General features: G+C 66.2%; 12 protein-coding genes. 9 read left to right on the top strand and 3 right to left on the bottom strand.

Features of this window, described 5'->3' with window-relative positions; genetic code table 11:
* Positions 1–8: 8 nt before the first annotated feature.
* Both ACYJP6_RS00060 and deoA read left to right on the top strand, forming a co-directional pair.
* The gene (locus ACYJP6_RS00060) at positions 9–422 is read left to right on the top strand and encodes a cytidine deaminase (RefSeq protein WP_459472278.1); all 414 of its coding nucleotides are present in this window, start codon (positions 9–11) and stop codon (positions 420–422) included.
* Between the two features lie 11 nt (positions 423–433).
* Positions 434–1,744: a thymidine phosphorylase gene (gene deoA, locus ACYJP6_RS00055; RefSeq protein WP_459472276.1), complete on the top strand. Its 1,311-nt coding sequence runs from the start codon at positions 434–436 to the stop codon at positions 1,742–1,744.
* Positions 1,745–1,924: 180 nt separating this feature from the next.
* Here deoA and ACYJP6_RS00050 read toward each other — a convergent pair whose 3' ends face one another.
* Positions 1,925–2,737 carry a cyclic nucleotide-binding domain-containing protein gene (locus ACYJP6_RS00050; RefSeq protein WP_459472274.1) on the bottom strand — a complete coding sequence of 271 codons (813 nt, stop codon included), beginning with the start codon at positions 2,735–2,737 and terminating at the stop codon, positions 1,925–1,927.
* A 124-nt stretch (positions 2,738–2,861) separates the two neighbouring features.
* The gene (locus tag ACYJP6_RS00045) at positions 2,862–4,415 is read right to left on the bottom strand and encodes a bifunctional aminoglycoside phosphotransferase/ATP-binding protein (protein WP_459472272.1); all 1,554 of its coding nucleotides are present in this window, start codon (positions 4,413–4,415) and stop codon (positions 2,862–2,864) included.
* Between the two features lie 153 nt (positions 4,416–4,568).
* On the opposite strand from ACYJP6_RS00045, the gene mrcB reads away from it, so the two are divergent.
* Genes mrcB through ACYJP6_RS00030 form a run of 3 tightly spaced genes read left to right on the top strand, consistent with a single transcriptional unit; the run spans position 4,569 to position 8,022 of the window.
* Positions 4,569–6,911 carry a penicillin-binding protein 1B gene (gene mrcB, locus ACYJP6_RS00040; RefSeq protein ID WP_145008678.1) on the top strand — a complete coding sequence of 781 codons (2,343 nt, stop codon included), beginning with the start codon at positions 4,569–4,571 and terminating at the stop codon, positions 6,909–6,911.
* An 11-nt stretch (positions 6,912–6,922) separates the two neighbouring features.
* A complete protein-coding gene (locus ACYJP6_RS00035) occupies positions 6,923–7,696 on the top strand; it encodes a tetratricopeptide repeat protein (protein ID WP_459472270.1) in 774 nt (257 codons plus the stop codon).
* A complete protein-coding gene (locus ACYJP6_RS00030; protein ID WP_459472268.1) occupies positions 7,696–8,022 on the top strand; it encodes a YqcC family protein in 327 nt (108 codons plus the stop codon). Before ACYJP6_RS00035 ends, ACYJP6_RS00030 begins: the two co-directional genes overlap by 1 nt.
* 1 nt (position 8,023) lies before the next feature.
* Here the strand turns inward: ACYJP6_RS00030 and ACYJP6_RS00025 are convergent, their stop codons facing one another.
* Complete coding sequence (locus ACYJP6_RS00025) at positions 8,024–8,488, bottom strand: DUF4124 domain-containing protein (protein ID WP_459472266.1); 465 nt, start codon at positions 8,486–8,488, stop codon at positions 8,024–8,026.
* A 398-nt stretch (positions 8,489–8,886) separates the two neighbouring features.
* On the opposite strand from ACYJP6_RS00025, the gene ACYJP6_RS00020 reads away from it, so the two are divergent.
* The 4 genes from ACYJP6_RS00020 to pssA all read left to right on the top strand — a co-directional run bounded on the left by ACYJP6_RS00020 (position 8,887) and on the right by pssA (position 13,168).
* The gene (locus tag ACYJP6_RS00020; protein WP_459472265.1) at positions 8,887–10,611 is read left to right on the top strand and encodes an acetolactate synthase 3 large subunit; all 1,725 of its coding nucleotides are present in this window, start codon (positions 8,887–8,889) and stop codon (positions 10,609–10,611) included.
* Between the two features lie 2 nt (positions 10,612–10,613).
* Entirely contained in the window at positions 10,614–11,105 is a 492-nt protein-coding gene (gene ilvN / locus ACYJP6_RS00015) for an acetolactate synthase small subunit (RefSeq protein WP_007159690.1), read from the top strand.
* A gap of 26 nt (positions 11,106–11,131) precedes the next feature.
* Positions 11,132–12,148: a ketol-acid reductoisomerase gene (gene ilvC, locus ACYJP6_RS00010; RefSeq protein WP_007159689.1), complete on the top strand. Its 1,017-nt coding sequence runs from the start codon at positions 11,132–11,134 to the stop codon at positions 12,146–12,148.
* 165 nt (positions 12,149–12,313) lie between these two features.
* Positions 12,314–13,168: a CDP-diacylglycerol--serine O-phosphatidyltransferase gene (gene pssA / locus ACYJP6_RS00005; protein WP_459472261.1), complete on the top strand. Its 855-nt coding sequence runs from the start codon at positions 12,314–12,316 to the stop codon at positions 13,166–13,168.
* Positions 13,169–13,246 lie beyond the last annotated feature (78 nt).

Here is a 13,246-nt window from a genome sequence, read left to right as displayed (position 1 = left end):
AGACCGTCATGAACACCAATTTGCCCGCGCACCTTGCTGCGCTCCTGCCGGAAGCGGTGGCCGCCGCCCGGCGCGCCTACTGCCCGCATTCCGAATTTCCCGTGGGGGCCGCCCTGCTCACCGCCGAAGGCGCGGTCGTCCATGGCTGCAACGTGGAGAACATCTCCTACGGCCTGACCAACTGCGCCGAGCGCAGTGCGTTGTTCGCCGCCATCAGCCAGGGGCTACCGCCGCGCAGCTTCACCGCCATGGCCATCCATGCGCCCGGCGTGCCCCTGATCAGCCCCTGCGGTGCCTGTCGCCAGGTGCTGCTGGAGCTGATGGCGCCGGACGCCACCATCGTCTGCAGCGGCAGCGAACCGGGGCTGACCCGTACCTGGACCCTGGCCGAGCTGCTGCCCGGGGCCTTCGACGACTTTTAAGGAGTCCGCCCATGTGGCTCGCCCAGGAAGTGATCCGCCAGAAGCGCGATGGCTTGGAGCTGTCGGCGGCGGACCTGCAACGTTTCGTCCAGGGCATCGCCGATGACAGCCTCAGCGAAGGTCAGGTCGCCGCCTTCGCCATGGCCACCCTGCTACGCGGCATGACCCTCGCGGAACGTACCGCCCTGACCCTGGCCATGCGCGACAGCGGCCAGGTATTGCACTGGGACCTGCCCGGTCCGGTGGTGGACAAGCATTCCACCGGCGGGGTGGGTGATCTCACCAGCCTGGTGCTGGCGCCCCTGCTCGCGGCCTGTGGCTGCCATGTGCCGATGATCTCCGGGCGCGGCCTGGGCCACACCGGTGGCACCCTGGACAAGCTGGAGAGCATTCCCGGCTACCTCATCCGCCCCGGGCTGGCGCGCTTTCGTCAGGTGGTGGCCGAGGTGGGCTGCGCCATTGTCGGTCCCGACGCCGATCTGGCCCCGGCCGATCGCCGGCTCTACGCCATCCGGGACGTCACCGCCACAGTGGAATCCCTGGACCTGATCACCGCCTCCATCCTGGCGAAGAAACTCGCTGCCGGGCTGGATGTGCTGGTCATGGACGTCAAGACCGGTGGTGGCGCCTTCATGGCGGAGGAGGGGGACGCCTTTCGCCTGGCCCGCAGCATCGTCGAGGTCGCCGAGGCGGCAGGGGTCCGGACCCGCGCCCTGGTGACCGACATGGACCAGCCCCTGGCCCGAAGCGCCGGCAATGCCCTGGAGGTGGAGGAGGCCATCGCCCTGCTGGCCGGCGAGGTCCGCAGCGAGCGTCTCTGGCAGGTGGTCCAGGCCCTGGCCGTAGAGGCGCTGCAGCTGGCTGGCCTGGCCCACGATGCGCTGGCCGCCCGCCAACAGGTGCTGCAGGCCTGGCGCAGCGGCGCGGCCCTGCAGCGCTTCGCGGCCATGAACCTGGCCCTGGGCGGTCCGGCCACCCTGACCAGCCAGCCTTGGCAGCACCTGCCCCGGGCACCGCGGGTGCACGCCGTCTATCCACCGCGGCCTGGCTGGGTACGGCGGGTCGATACCCGCGCTCTCGGGCTACTGGTGGTGGAGCTGGGCGGCGGGCGGCGACGCCCGGAGGAGGCCATCGATCACGCCGTGGGCCTGGCTGAACTGGCGTTGCCCGGCGAACGGGTGGACGAGCACCGGCCGCTGGCGGTGATCCATGCGCGGGATGCGGCCAGTGCGGAGTGGGCGGCGACCCGCCTGGGCGCGGCCTATGAACTCGGCGCGGAGCCGTCGGCCAGCAGTGCTTCGCCGGTGCTGGAGCGGCCTTAGCCACGGAATTCCGGACAAAAAAAGACCCGGCAGAGCCGGGTCCAAAACCGTGATTAGCCTGATGAGGAGATAACCCGAAAGACCAACTGCTGGACCTTCAGTTATCGACCGATCTCGCGACCGGCTGAGTTGAATAATAACAATTCTCATTCCATCGTCAAGCGTATTCGAGAATATTTCTTAACTACCGACGGGAGGCTGTTCGTGGAGGCCCCGCAGGCGGGTGACTTCCTTGTTCAGGGTGTCGATATGGCGCGCCATGTTCTCGATCAGGCTATGGGCGATGCGCGGAGTGGTCTCCATCAGCGAGACGAACTGGTCCTGCGGGATCACCAGCACCGTGCAGGCGGTCTTGGCGATGACGCTGGCGGTGCGCGCGGTCTGGGTGAAGACCGCCAGGGCGCCGACGATCTCGTCCTGGCAGACCTCGCCGACCTTGCAACCATCCACCCAGGCCTCGGCGTGCCCCTCGGTGATGACGAAGACATGCTCGGCGGAGTCGCCTTGGCGAATGATGACCTCACCGGCGGCATAGCGCCGGAAGCCCGTCGCCGGCTGGGTGACCGGTGGCTTGAGGCGGATCAGCGCCTGTGCCAGCAGCGATTGCTGACCGAGCAGGTAGCGCAGCAGGGCATCCCGCTGGCCGGGGCTGGCGGTCGCGGCCGCGAGGAAGGTCTCGCGGTCGTAGGGCTGCACCAGGACCTCGGCCTCGCTCTCGTAATCCAGCGTCGGCAGGTCCAGCGTGCGTCCCAGGCCGATCAGGTCGCCCTCGTCGAGCTGGAACAGCGCGCGCTGGTCCAGGACCACCCGCAGCGGTCCGCGCTGGATCAGATAGACCTCATCGTTGCGCATCCAGTCCTGCAGCAGTGCGGCAGGACTCAGGTGCAGGGCCTGCCGGCTCGGTGCCACACCACTGAGCAGTCGCGCGGGAATGGCTTGCAAGGCCTGGCGCAACTGATCGACATAAGGAGGCTGATCGCCAATGAGGTACATGCTGCCAATTCCTTCTTGTTACGCAGAGGTTGTGACGTGGGTCGCACGATAAGCCGCTCGTCGGCGACCGTAAATCCACAACTCTACGAGCTGTGACGGAACGCGTGTTCTGTCTTCCGGGAGGTCATGCTGACGTCGGCGTCCGGCCCAGACGGCGGCTGATGCGCGCAGGCAAGGCTGCCAGCTGGCCTGCCTGGCCCACCTCCACGATCAGTGCCCGGTCCTGCTCGGCCGGCAGCAGGGGATCCTGCGCCTGGCGCTGTGCGGCCACTACCGCGAGGGTGGCTTCCGACGGATCGGTGCCTTCGGCCTGGCGCTCCTGCAACCAGCGGGCGATGAGGTCGTCATCGGCCTGGCAATCGATGATCAGCGAGGGCATGCCCTGATCCTCGGCCAGCGCCTGGGCGGCGGCGCGCTGGGCCTGCTTGAGATAGGTGGCGTCGAGTACCAGCGGATAGCCGGCGGCCAGTACCTGGGCGCCGATCTCGTGCAGGCGCGTATAGGTGGCTTCGCCCGCCGCCGCGCTGTAACGGGTGGCTTCGTCGCTGTCGGCATAGAGTCGCTGGCGCTCCACATCCGATCTCAGGCGAATGGCACCGAGCGCCTCCACCAGGGCCAGGGCCACGGTGCTCTTGCCGATCCCCGAGACGCCATGCATCACCGCCGCGAAGGGCTGGGGCACCTGGGTGTAGCCTTCGGCCAGCGCCGTGTAGCTGCGGTAGCCGGCGAGGATCTCGGCGCGCAGTTCCGGCGCCTCCGCCTGGCCCAGGCGGAAGAGGGCGATCTTGGCCCGCACCATGGCGCGGTAGGCCTTGTAGAAGTCGAGCAGGGCCAGGCCCGCGTAGTCGCCGGTCGCCTCGAAGTAGGCGTTGACGAAACGCTGGCTCAGCGCCTTGAGTCCGCGATCCTCCAGGTCCATGGCCAGGAAGCCGGCATCGCCCATGGTGTCGGTCAGGCGGAAGGGCTCGTTGAACTCGATGCAGTCGAACAGCACCACCTCGCCATCGAGCAGGGTGGCGTTGGCCAGATGGATGTCGCCATGGCATTCGCGGATGTAGCCATCACGGCAGCGCGCCTCGAACAGCGGCAGCAGGCGGGCATAGCTGGCTTCGGCCCAGGCTTCGAGCTGGTCGAGCTGCCTGAGGTCGGCCGCCTCGCTGAGCATGGCGCGGATCTGCTCGAAATTCTGCCGTACCGGCGCCATGGCGGCGTCCGGCGTGCACAGCGGGTGCTCGGGCGCGACCTGGGGCGCCGCCAGGTGGAAGCGGGCGATCTGCTCGGCCAGGGCGTCGATGTGCGCGGCGCTCAGTTCGCCGCGCTTCTGGACTTCGCTGAGCAGCTGGCTCTGGGGGAATTCGCGCATGCGCAGGGCGTATTCGATCACCGGGCCGCTGCCGTTCAGTTCCGGCGCGGTCTCGCTGCCGGTGATGGCCACCACGTCCTGGTAGAGGTCGCGGGTCAGGCGCTGATTGAGCCGCAGCTCTTCCCGGCAGAAGTGGCCCCGCGCCTCGAGGTCGGTGAAGTCCAGGAAGCCGAAGTTGACCGGCTTCTTCAGCTTGTAGGCAACTTCGCCGGTCAGCACGACCCAGGAAATGTGGGTTTCGATGACCCTGAACGCCGACGTCGGATGGGGATAGAGCGCCGGGTTCTGCAGGGCGGAAATCAGGAGCTGGCTCACGGGCGGTCCTTGTAGGGAATGGATGCCGGCATTATCGCTGTCAGGGCTGCCCGCGCAAGCGACGATCCCGCGGGCAAGCGCCCCTGAATCTCGGCTGACGAAGCGCTGGCCGGCCTGTGTCGGCTGCCGGGCAAGTGCGTATAATGCGCCGCCATGAAGCGACCCCGATCCTCTCGTTCCCGCAAGCGCAAGACCTTCGATTGGCGCCGTCTGTCCGGTTGGGCAGTCAAGCTCGGTCTGGTCGCGCTGGTAGCCCTGGCTGGCGTATGCATCTATCTGGATGCCGTGGTCCAGGAAAAATTCTCCGGCAAGCGCTGGACCATCCCGGCCAAGGTCTATGCCCGGCCGCTGGAATTGTTCAATGGCGTCAAGCTCAGCCGTGACGACTTCCTCACCGAACTCGATGCTCTCGGCTATCGCCGCGAGAAGACTGTGGACGGCCCCGGCAGCGTTTCCGTGGGCGCCTCCACGGTCGAGCTCAACACCCGCGGCTTCCAGTTCTACGAAGGCGTCGAGCCGGCCCGGGCGATCCGCGTGCGCTTCGCCGGCGGCACCGTGTCCGGCGTCAGTGCCCTGGATGGCAGCAACCTCGCCGTGGCCCGCCTCGAGCCGCTGCTGATCGGCGGCATCTATCCGGCGCACAACGAGGATCGCATCCTCATCAAGCTCGACCAGGCGCCGCCGCACCTGGTCGATGGCCTGGTGGCCGTCGAGGACCGTGAGTTCTGGCATCATCACGGCGTCTCGCCCAAATCCATCGCCCGCGCCGTCTGGGTCAACGCCACCAGCGGCCAGGTGCGCCAGGGCGGCAGTACCCTGACCCAGCAGCTGGTGAAGAACTTCTACCTCACCAACGAGCGCAGCATCACCCGCAAGGGCACCGAAGCCCTCATGGCGCTGCTGCTGGAGCTGCACTACAGCAAGCAGGAGATTCTCGAGGCCTACCTCAACGAGGTGTTCCTCGGTCAGGACGGTTCGCGCGCCATCCACGGCTTCGGCCTGGCGGCGCAGTACTTCTTCGGCCAGCCCTTCAGCGAGCTGAAACTGCACCAGGTCGCCCTGCTGGTCGGCCTGGTCAAGGGGCCGTCCTACTATAATCCGCGGCGCTATCCCGAGCGCGCCATGGCCCGCCGCAATCTGGTGCTCGACCTCATGGCCGAGCAGGGCGTGGTCAGCGCCACCGAGGCCGAGGCTGCCAAGGCCCGGCCGCTGGGCATCACCAAGGCCGGCAGCCTGACCAACAGCTCCTTCCCGGCATTCGTCGATCTGGTCAAGCGCCAGCTCAAGCAGGACTACCGCGACGAAGACCTCACCGAGGAAGGCCTGCGCATCTTCACCAGCTTCGATCCCATCCTGCAGACCAAGGCCGAGGCGGCCATGGGCGAGACCATGAAGCGCATCGACGGCCGCAAGGGCGCGGAAAACGTCGAGTCGGCCATGGTGGTGACCAATCCGGAAACCGGCGAGGTCCAGGCCCTGCTGGGCGGGCGCGATCCGCGCTTCGCCGGCTACAACCGGGCGCTGGATGCGGTCCGCCAGGTCGGCTCGCTGATCAAGCCGGCGGTCTATCTCACCGCGCTGGAGCGACCCAGCAAGTACACCCTGACCACCCTGATCCAGGACGAGCCCTTCTCGGTCAAGGGCGCCGATGGCCAGGTCTGGCGGCCGCAGAACTACGAGCACAAGGCCCACGGCACCATCTTCCTCTACCAGGGCCTGGCGCACTCCTACAACCTGTCCACGGCACGCCTGGGTCTGGACCTGGGCGTGCCCGAGGTGCTCAAGACCGTCGAGCGCCTGGGCGTGAGCCGCGCCCTGCCGCCTTACCCGGCAACCCTGCTCGGCGCTGGCGCCCTGACGCCCATGGAAGTGGCGACCATGTACCAGACGCTGGCCAATGGTGGCTTCAACACCCCGCTGCGCAGCATCCGCAGCGTGCTCGACGCCAATGGCGAGCCGCTCAAGCGCTATCCCTTCCAGATCGAGCAGCGCTTCGATACCGGCGCCATCTACCTGGTGCAGTACGCCATGCAGAGGGTCATGCGCGAGGGTACCGGTCGCTCGGTCTACAACCAGATTCCCACCAGCGTGAACCTGGCGGGCAAGACCGGCACCACCAACGATTCCCGCGACAGCTGGTTCTCCGGCTTCAGCCAGGATCTGCTGGCGGTGGTCTGGCTGGGGCGCGACGACAACGGCAAGACACCGCTGACCGGCGCCACCGGCGCGCTGCAGGTGTGGAGCAACTTCATGCGCCGCGCCGATCCGGTCTCGCTGGACATGCCGGTGCCGGACAACATCACCCAGGCCTGGGTGGATGCCACCACGGGCCGCGGCACCGATCCCTCGTGTCCCAACGCCGTGCAGATGCCTTATATTCGCGGCAGTGAACCGCCGGCGGGGGCCTCCTGTGGCGCGCCGGCCGCGCCCGCCGCCGGCGGGAACGGCAACGGCGGCAATCCGGTCATGGACTGGGTCAAGGGTTGGTTGAATTGAGAGGTCGCAAGGTGACGAAAGCAGTCTGGCCGGTGGTGATCGCCGGTGTTCTCCTCGCCGGTTGCGCCGCGCCGCAGCGTGGTGCCATCCCGGTGGTCGATTCCGGCGGCCCGGTATCCAATGGCGAACTCTATCGCCAGGGCAACAACCGGCCGCTGCCGGTCCAGCGCCAGGCCCCGGTGGCTGCGGCGCCCGCGACGCCGGCGGACTCCGGCGTGACCGTCATGGTGCCGGGCGGCAGCTCTGCGCCGCTGGAGACCTTTGCCGCGCCCGCCGCCTCCGCGCCGCTGATCACCTCGTCCAGCACCAGTGCACCGGCTGCCCAGGCGCCGCTGCAGTCCAGCTACTCGCAGCCGGTCTATCCGCCTGCCAGCCAGGGCGGAGCTGCAGCCAGTACCGCGCCGACTGGCATCCCGTCCACGGGCGGTTCCGCCGGTTCCGGCCTGGCCGCCGACGAACAGCTCGACGGCCCGGTCCTGTCCCTGTTGACCACCGCGCAGCAACAGCAGACAGGGGGTGACCTCAACGGCGCCTCCTCGAGTCTGGAACGGGCCATGCGCATCGCTCCTCGCGAGCCCCAGGTGCTCTATCGCCTGGCCCAGGTCCGCCTGGCGCAGAACGATCCCGCCCAGGGTGAGCAGCTGGCCCGTCGCGCCCTGACCTATGCGGGTGGCCGCCCTGCACTGCAGGCCAGTCTCTGGCAGCTGATCGCCCAGGCCCGCGAGGCCCAGGGCGATGCCTCCGGCGCCGCGCTGGCCCGCCAGAAGGCCCAGGTGGGTACCTGATGGACGAGCGCCTGCCTGCCCTGGCCGATCAGTTGCTGCGGATCGAGCGCGAACTGCGCCTGCTCGGCTGGTGGTCGCCCCAGGCGCCCAGCGCCGAGGCCCTGGCCAGCCAGGAGCCCTTCTGCGTGGATACCCTGAGTTTCGCCCAGTGGCTGCAGTGGATCTTCCTGCCGCGGATGAAGCTGATCATCGAGAGCGATGCGGTCCTGCCGGCGCGCTCGGGCATCCGCCCGATGGCCGAAGTGGTCTACCAGGGCAACCTCGATCCCGTGTTGCCCTTGCTCGCCTCCCTGGCCGAGTTCGATCGGCTCATCGAAAGCCCCTGAGCTACTTGCCACAATTCTGCTCGATCGACAGCTGGGTGTCGGCCAGGCGCTGCTGACGCTCTTCCTCGGTCAGCCGGCGCGTCTCGCCCCGGCCGGACTGGACCAGGATGCGCGGATTGTTTCTCAGCTGCGCCAGGTTGTTGCGCGCCTGGTTACACTGCTCCTTGAGCTTGGCCTGGTCTTCCCGCACCTGCGCCTTCACCTGGCGATCCAGCTCCTGTTGCTGAGCATCGTTGGACACCGAGGGCTGCTGGGCGCCATTGGGCATCTTGTAGGTGGGCGCACTGCCACTGCCGTTGATCTGCGGCGCCGTCTTCACGTCCACTTCATTGGCCTTCTGCCCCTCGGGCGGCTGGGCGCTGAAGTGGGTGACGCCCTTGTCGTCGGTCCATTTGTAGACCTGGGCGGCCTGGGCGGACAGGCTGCAAGCGAAAGCCAGGGCGGAAAGCCAGAAGATCGAGCGCATGGGAATCCTGGGAGGAGGGAAGGACAGGACTTCACTATAAGAGGTGCCGCCGACCTTTTCATCCCAGCCGATCGCCGACGATCTATTGCGTCTGCCCACACCTTTCGGCTTGACTTGCACCGGTCGAATGCGAACAATCCAAAGTTCGCTGTAGCGAATCGGCCCAAAGCTGACTCCTCGGCAGACCATGAGGTGCCTACCCGCGCCGCCACAGTCAAATACCCTGCACCGCGTTACCTCGCGTCGGGTGGAAGCTCCAGCATTCATCGGAACCTTCCAACAAGGCTTTCTAGGCAGCTGAATCGTCGGTGATCACCGTCGCCCGTGCTCTGCCTTGCAGTCAACCGAACCTTGAACGTCCCTGATGGGCGTTCGCCACGCGTGGAATGAGGTGATACGTGGAGCTATTAACTGGCGCTGAGATGGTCGTCCGCTTCTTGCGCGACGAGGGCGTGAAACACATCTACGGGTACCCGGGCGGTGCCCTGCTGCACATCTACGACGCCCTGTTCAAGGAACCGGCGCTCAACCACATTCTGGTTCGCCACGAGCAGGCCGCCACCCACATGGCCGACGGCTATGCCCGCGCCACCGGCAAGGCCGGCGTGGTGCTGGTGACCTCCGGTCCCGGTGCGACCAACGCCATCACCGGTATCGCCACCGCCTACATGGACTCCATCCCCATGGTGGTCCTGTCCGGCCAGGTGCCGAGCAACATGGTCGGTACCGACGCCTTCCAGGAAACCGACATGGTCGGTATCTCGAGGCCGATCGTGAAGCACAGCTTCATCATCAAGCATCCCTCCGAGATCCCCGAGGTCCTGAAGAAGGCCTTCTACCTCGCCGAATCCGGTCGTCCCGGTCCGGTGGTGGTGGACATCCCCAAGGACATGGGCGATCCGACCAAGAAGTACGAATACGTCTATCCGAAGAAGATCAAGCTGCGCTCCTACAATCCGGCGCAGCGCGGCCACTCCGGGCAGATCCGCAAGGCCGTCGAGATGCTGGTGGCCGCCAAGCGGCCGATCCTCTACGCCGGTGGCGGCGTCATCCTCGGCGGCGCCTCCGGTGCCCTCACCGAGCTGGCCCGGTTGCTCAACCTGCCGGTCACCAACACCCTGATGGGCCTCGGCGCCTACCCGGGCAGCGATCGTCAGTTCCTCGGCATGCTCGGCATGCACGGCAGCTACCCGGCCAACCTGGCCATGCACCACAGCGACGTCATCCTCGCCGTGGGTGCGCGCTTCGATGACCGCGTCATCAACGGTGCCAAGCGCTTCTGCCCCAACGCCAAGATCATCCACGTCGACATCGATCCGGCCTCCATCTCCAAGACCATCAAGGCCGACGTGCCCATCGTCGGTCCGGTGGACAGCGTCCTCGCCGAGATGGTCGCCGTGGTCCGCGAGCTGAACGAGAAGCCCCATGCCGAAAGCCAGGCCACCTGGTGGAAGCAGATCGAGGAATGGCGCGGCAATCGCGGCCTGTTCCCCTATGACAAGGGCGACGGCAGCATCATCAAGCCGCAGACCGTCATCGAGACCCTCTACGACGTCACCGCAGGCGATGCCTATGTCACCTCCGACGTGGGCCAGCACCAGATGTTCGCCGCCCAGTACTACCTGTACGACAAGCCCAATCGCTGGATCAACTCCGGTGGCCTCGGCACCATGGGCTTCGGCTTCCCGGCGGCCATGGGCGTCAAGCTCAACTTCCCCGACGCCGACGTCGCCTGCGTGACCGGCGAAGGCAGCGTGCAGATGAACATCCAGGAGCTCTCCACCTGCCTGCAGTACGACCTGCCGGTGAAGATCGTCTGCCTCAACAACGGCGCCCTGGGCATGGTCCGCCAGTGGCAGGACATGCAGTACAGCAGCCGCTACTCCCACTCCTACATGGAATCCCTGCCGGACTTCGTCAAGCTGGCCGAGGCCTACGGCCACGTCGGCATGCGCATCCAGCGTCTGGAAGACCTCAAGCCGATGATGGCCGAGGCCTTCGCCATGAAGGATCGCCTGGTCTTCCTCGACATCGCCGTGGACAACACCGAGCACGTCTATCCGATGCAGATCAAGGATGGCGCGATGCGCGACATGTGGCTGAGCAAGACGGAGCGGACCTGAACATGAGACACATCATCTCCCTGCTGCTGGAAAACGAGCCCGGCGCCCTGTCCCGCGTGGTCGGCCTGTTCTCCCAGCGCAACTACAACATCGAAAGCCTCACGGTCGCCGCGACCGAGGATCCGACCCTGTCGCGCCTGACGCTGACCACCATCGGTCAGGAAGAGACGGTCGAGCAGATCACCAAGAACCTCAACAAGCTCATCGAGGTGGTGAAACTGGTCAACCTGTCCGAGAGCGCCCACATCGAGCGCGAACTCCTGCTGATCAAGGTCAAGGCCACCGGCGCCCAGCGCGCCGAGGTCAAGCGCACCACCGACATCTTCCGCGGCCAGATCGTGGACGTCGGCAGCAGCGTGTATACCATTCAGCTGGCGGGCACCAGCGAGAAGATCGACAGCTTCATCCAGGCGATCGGCGCCGCGTCCATCCTCGAGGTGGTGCGTAGCGGCGTGACCGGAATTTCCCGTGGCGACAAAGCCCTGAGCATCTGATACCCCCTTTTCCAGGAGAACCTGCAATGCGCGTTTACTACGACAAAGACTGTGACCTTTCCATCATCCAGGGCAAGAAGGTCGCCATCATCGGCTACGGCTCCCAGGGCCACGCCCACGCCTGCAACCTGAAGGACTCCGGCGTCGACGTCGTCGTCGGTCTGCGCAGCGGCTCCGCCACCGTGGCCAAGGCCGAAGCCCATGGCCTGACCGTCAAGCCGGTGAAGGACGCCGTCGCTTCCGCCGACGTGGTCATGATCCTGACCCCCGACGAATTCCAGTCCAAGCTGTACAAGGACGAGATCGAGCCGAACCTGAAGCAGGGCGCCACCCTGGCCTTCGCCCACGGCTTCGCCATTCACTACAACCAGGTCGTACCCCGCGCTGACCTGGACGTCATCATGATCGCCCCCAAGGCCCCGGGCCACACCGTGCGCTCCGAGTTCGTCAAGGGCGGCGGCATCCCCGACCTGGTCGCCGTCCACCAGGACGCTTCCGGCAACGCCAAGAACGTCGCCCTGTCCTACGCCTGCGGCGTCGGCGGCGGCCGTACCGGCATCATCGAAACCACCTTCAAGGACGAGACCGAAACCGACCTGTTCGGCGAACAGGCCGTGCTGTGCGGTGGTGCGGTCGAGCTGGTCAAGGCCGGTTTCGAAACCCTGGTCGAAGCCGGCTATGCCCCGGAAATGGCCTACTTCGAGTGCCTGCACGAGCTGAAGCTGATCGTCGACCTCATGTACGAAGGCGGCATCGCCAACATGAACTACTCGATCTCCAACAATGCCGAGTACGGCGAGTACGTGACCGGCCCCGAGGTGATCAACGCCGAGTCGCGCGCCGCCATGAAGAATGCGCTCAAGCGCATCCAGAACGGCGAGTACGCCAAGATGTTCGTGGCCGAGGGCGCGTCCAACTACGCCTCCATGACCGCCTACCGTCGCAACAACGCCGCTCACCCCATCGAGCAGGTGGGCGAGAAGCTGCGCGCCATGATGCCCTGGATCGCGTCGAACAAGATCGTCGACAAGACCAAGAACTGATCGGGCAGGGCGCCTGCCCTGTAACGACCGGTAAAAGACGCGGCCTCGGCCGCGTTTTTTATTGCACTGCCCACGACCCCGGCAATGCCTTAGCATGGGAGGTTAGGCTGAACCCTAGCCTTAAGGGGTCAGTCCAATCCGTCAGGTAATGCCCAAGGAAAATCCATGAGCGAGCGTCCCGAAGAAACCCCGTCCACTACCAACACCGACGGCCTCATCCCCGTGGATGAGCACATCGAGGAGACGCAGGACGCCCAGGGTCGCAAGATCAGACGCCGGGGCGTGTACCTGCTGCCCAACCTCTTCACCACCGCGGCGCTGTTCGCCGGTCTCTATTCCATCATCAAGGGGGTCGCCGCCCAGACCGCCTTCATCCAGGGCCAGTACGAGATCGCCTCCGCCGGCTTCTCCGCGGCTGCCGCGGCCATCTTCATCGCCATGGTGCTCGACGGTCTGGATGGCCGGGTCGCGCGCATGACCAATACCCAGAGTGCCTTCGGCGAACAATACGATTCGCTCTCCGACATGGTCGCCTTCGGCGTCGCCCCGGCCATCCTGGCCTTCCAGTGGGCCCTGAGCGGCCTGGGTAATGTCGGCTGGGCCGTCGCCTTCATCTATGTGGCGGGTGCCGCCTTGCGCCTGGCTCGTTTCAACACCCAGATCGGTTCGGTGGACAAGCGCTACTTCATTGGCCTGGCCAGTCCTTCCGCGGCTGCCCTGGTCGCCGGTACCGTCTGGTGCTTCAGTGACTTCGGCATCCAGGGCTCCAAGCTGTCGCTTCTGGTCGCCCTGATGGTGGCCGCGGCCGGCATGCTCATGGTCAGCAACTTCAAGTACTGGAGCTTCAAGACCCTGGGTCTCAAGGGGCGGGTACCCTTCGTGGTCATCCTGATCGCCGTACTGGTCTTCGCCGTGGTCTTCACCGATCCGCCGCGTGTCCTGCTGCTGGGCTTCCTGGCCTACGCCGTCTCCGGACCCTTCACCACCCTCTGGCGCAACCGCCGTATCGGCCGGACCTAAGAGGCGATAAGAGAAGGGGCTGCGCAAGCAGCCCCTTCTTTTTTGCCTTTTTGAAAAATAACCTGTTGACGCCCTCTG

It is taken from the genome of Pseudomonas sp. No.117, from assembly GCF_054558395.1.
Note: the sequence above shows the minus strand (reverse complement) of the source record. Positions and strands in the feature narration are given on the sequence as shown.

Bases quoted from the DNA above. Each gene is read 5' to 3' on its own strand.
- pssA (WP_459472261.1), top strand. From the start codon at position 12,314: ATGAGCGAGCGTCCCGAAGAAACCCCGTCCACTACCAACACCGACGGC.
- ACYJP6_RS00050 (WP_459472274.1), bottom strand. From the start codon at position 2,737: ATGTACCTCATTGGCGATCAGCCTCCTTATGTCGATCAGTTGCGCCAG.
- ilvC (WP_007159689.1), top strand. From the start codon at position 11,132: ATGCGCGTTTACTACGACAAAGACTGTGACCTTTCCATCATCCAGGGC.
- deoA (WP_459472276.1), top strand. From the start codon at position 434: ATGTGGCTCGCCCAGGAAGTGATCCGCCAGAAGCGCGATGGCTTGGAG.
- ACYJP6_RS00030 (WP_459472268.1), top strand. From the start codon at position 7,696: ATGGACGAGCGCCTGCCTGCCCTGGCCGATCAGTTGCTGCGGATCGAG.
- ACYJP6_RS00025 (WP_459472266.1), bottom strand. From the start codon at position 8,488: ATGCGCTCGATCTTCTGGCTTTCCGCCCTGGCTTTCGCTTGCAGCCTG.
- ilvN (WP_007159690.1), top strand. From the start codon at position 10,614: ATGAGACACATCATCTCCCTGCTGCTGGAAAACGAGCCCGGCGCCCTG.
- ACYJP6_RS00060 (WP_459472278.1), top strand. From the start codon at position 9: ATGAACACCAATTTGCCCGCGCACCTTGCTGCGCTCCTGCCGGAAGCG.
- mrcB (WP_145008678.1), top strand. From the start codon at position 4,569: ATGAAGCGACCCCGATCCTCTCGTTCCCGCAAGCGCAAGACCTTCGAT.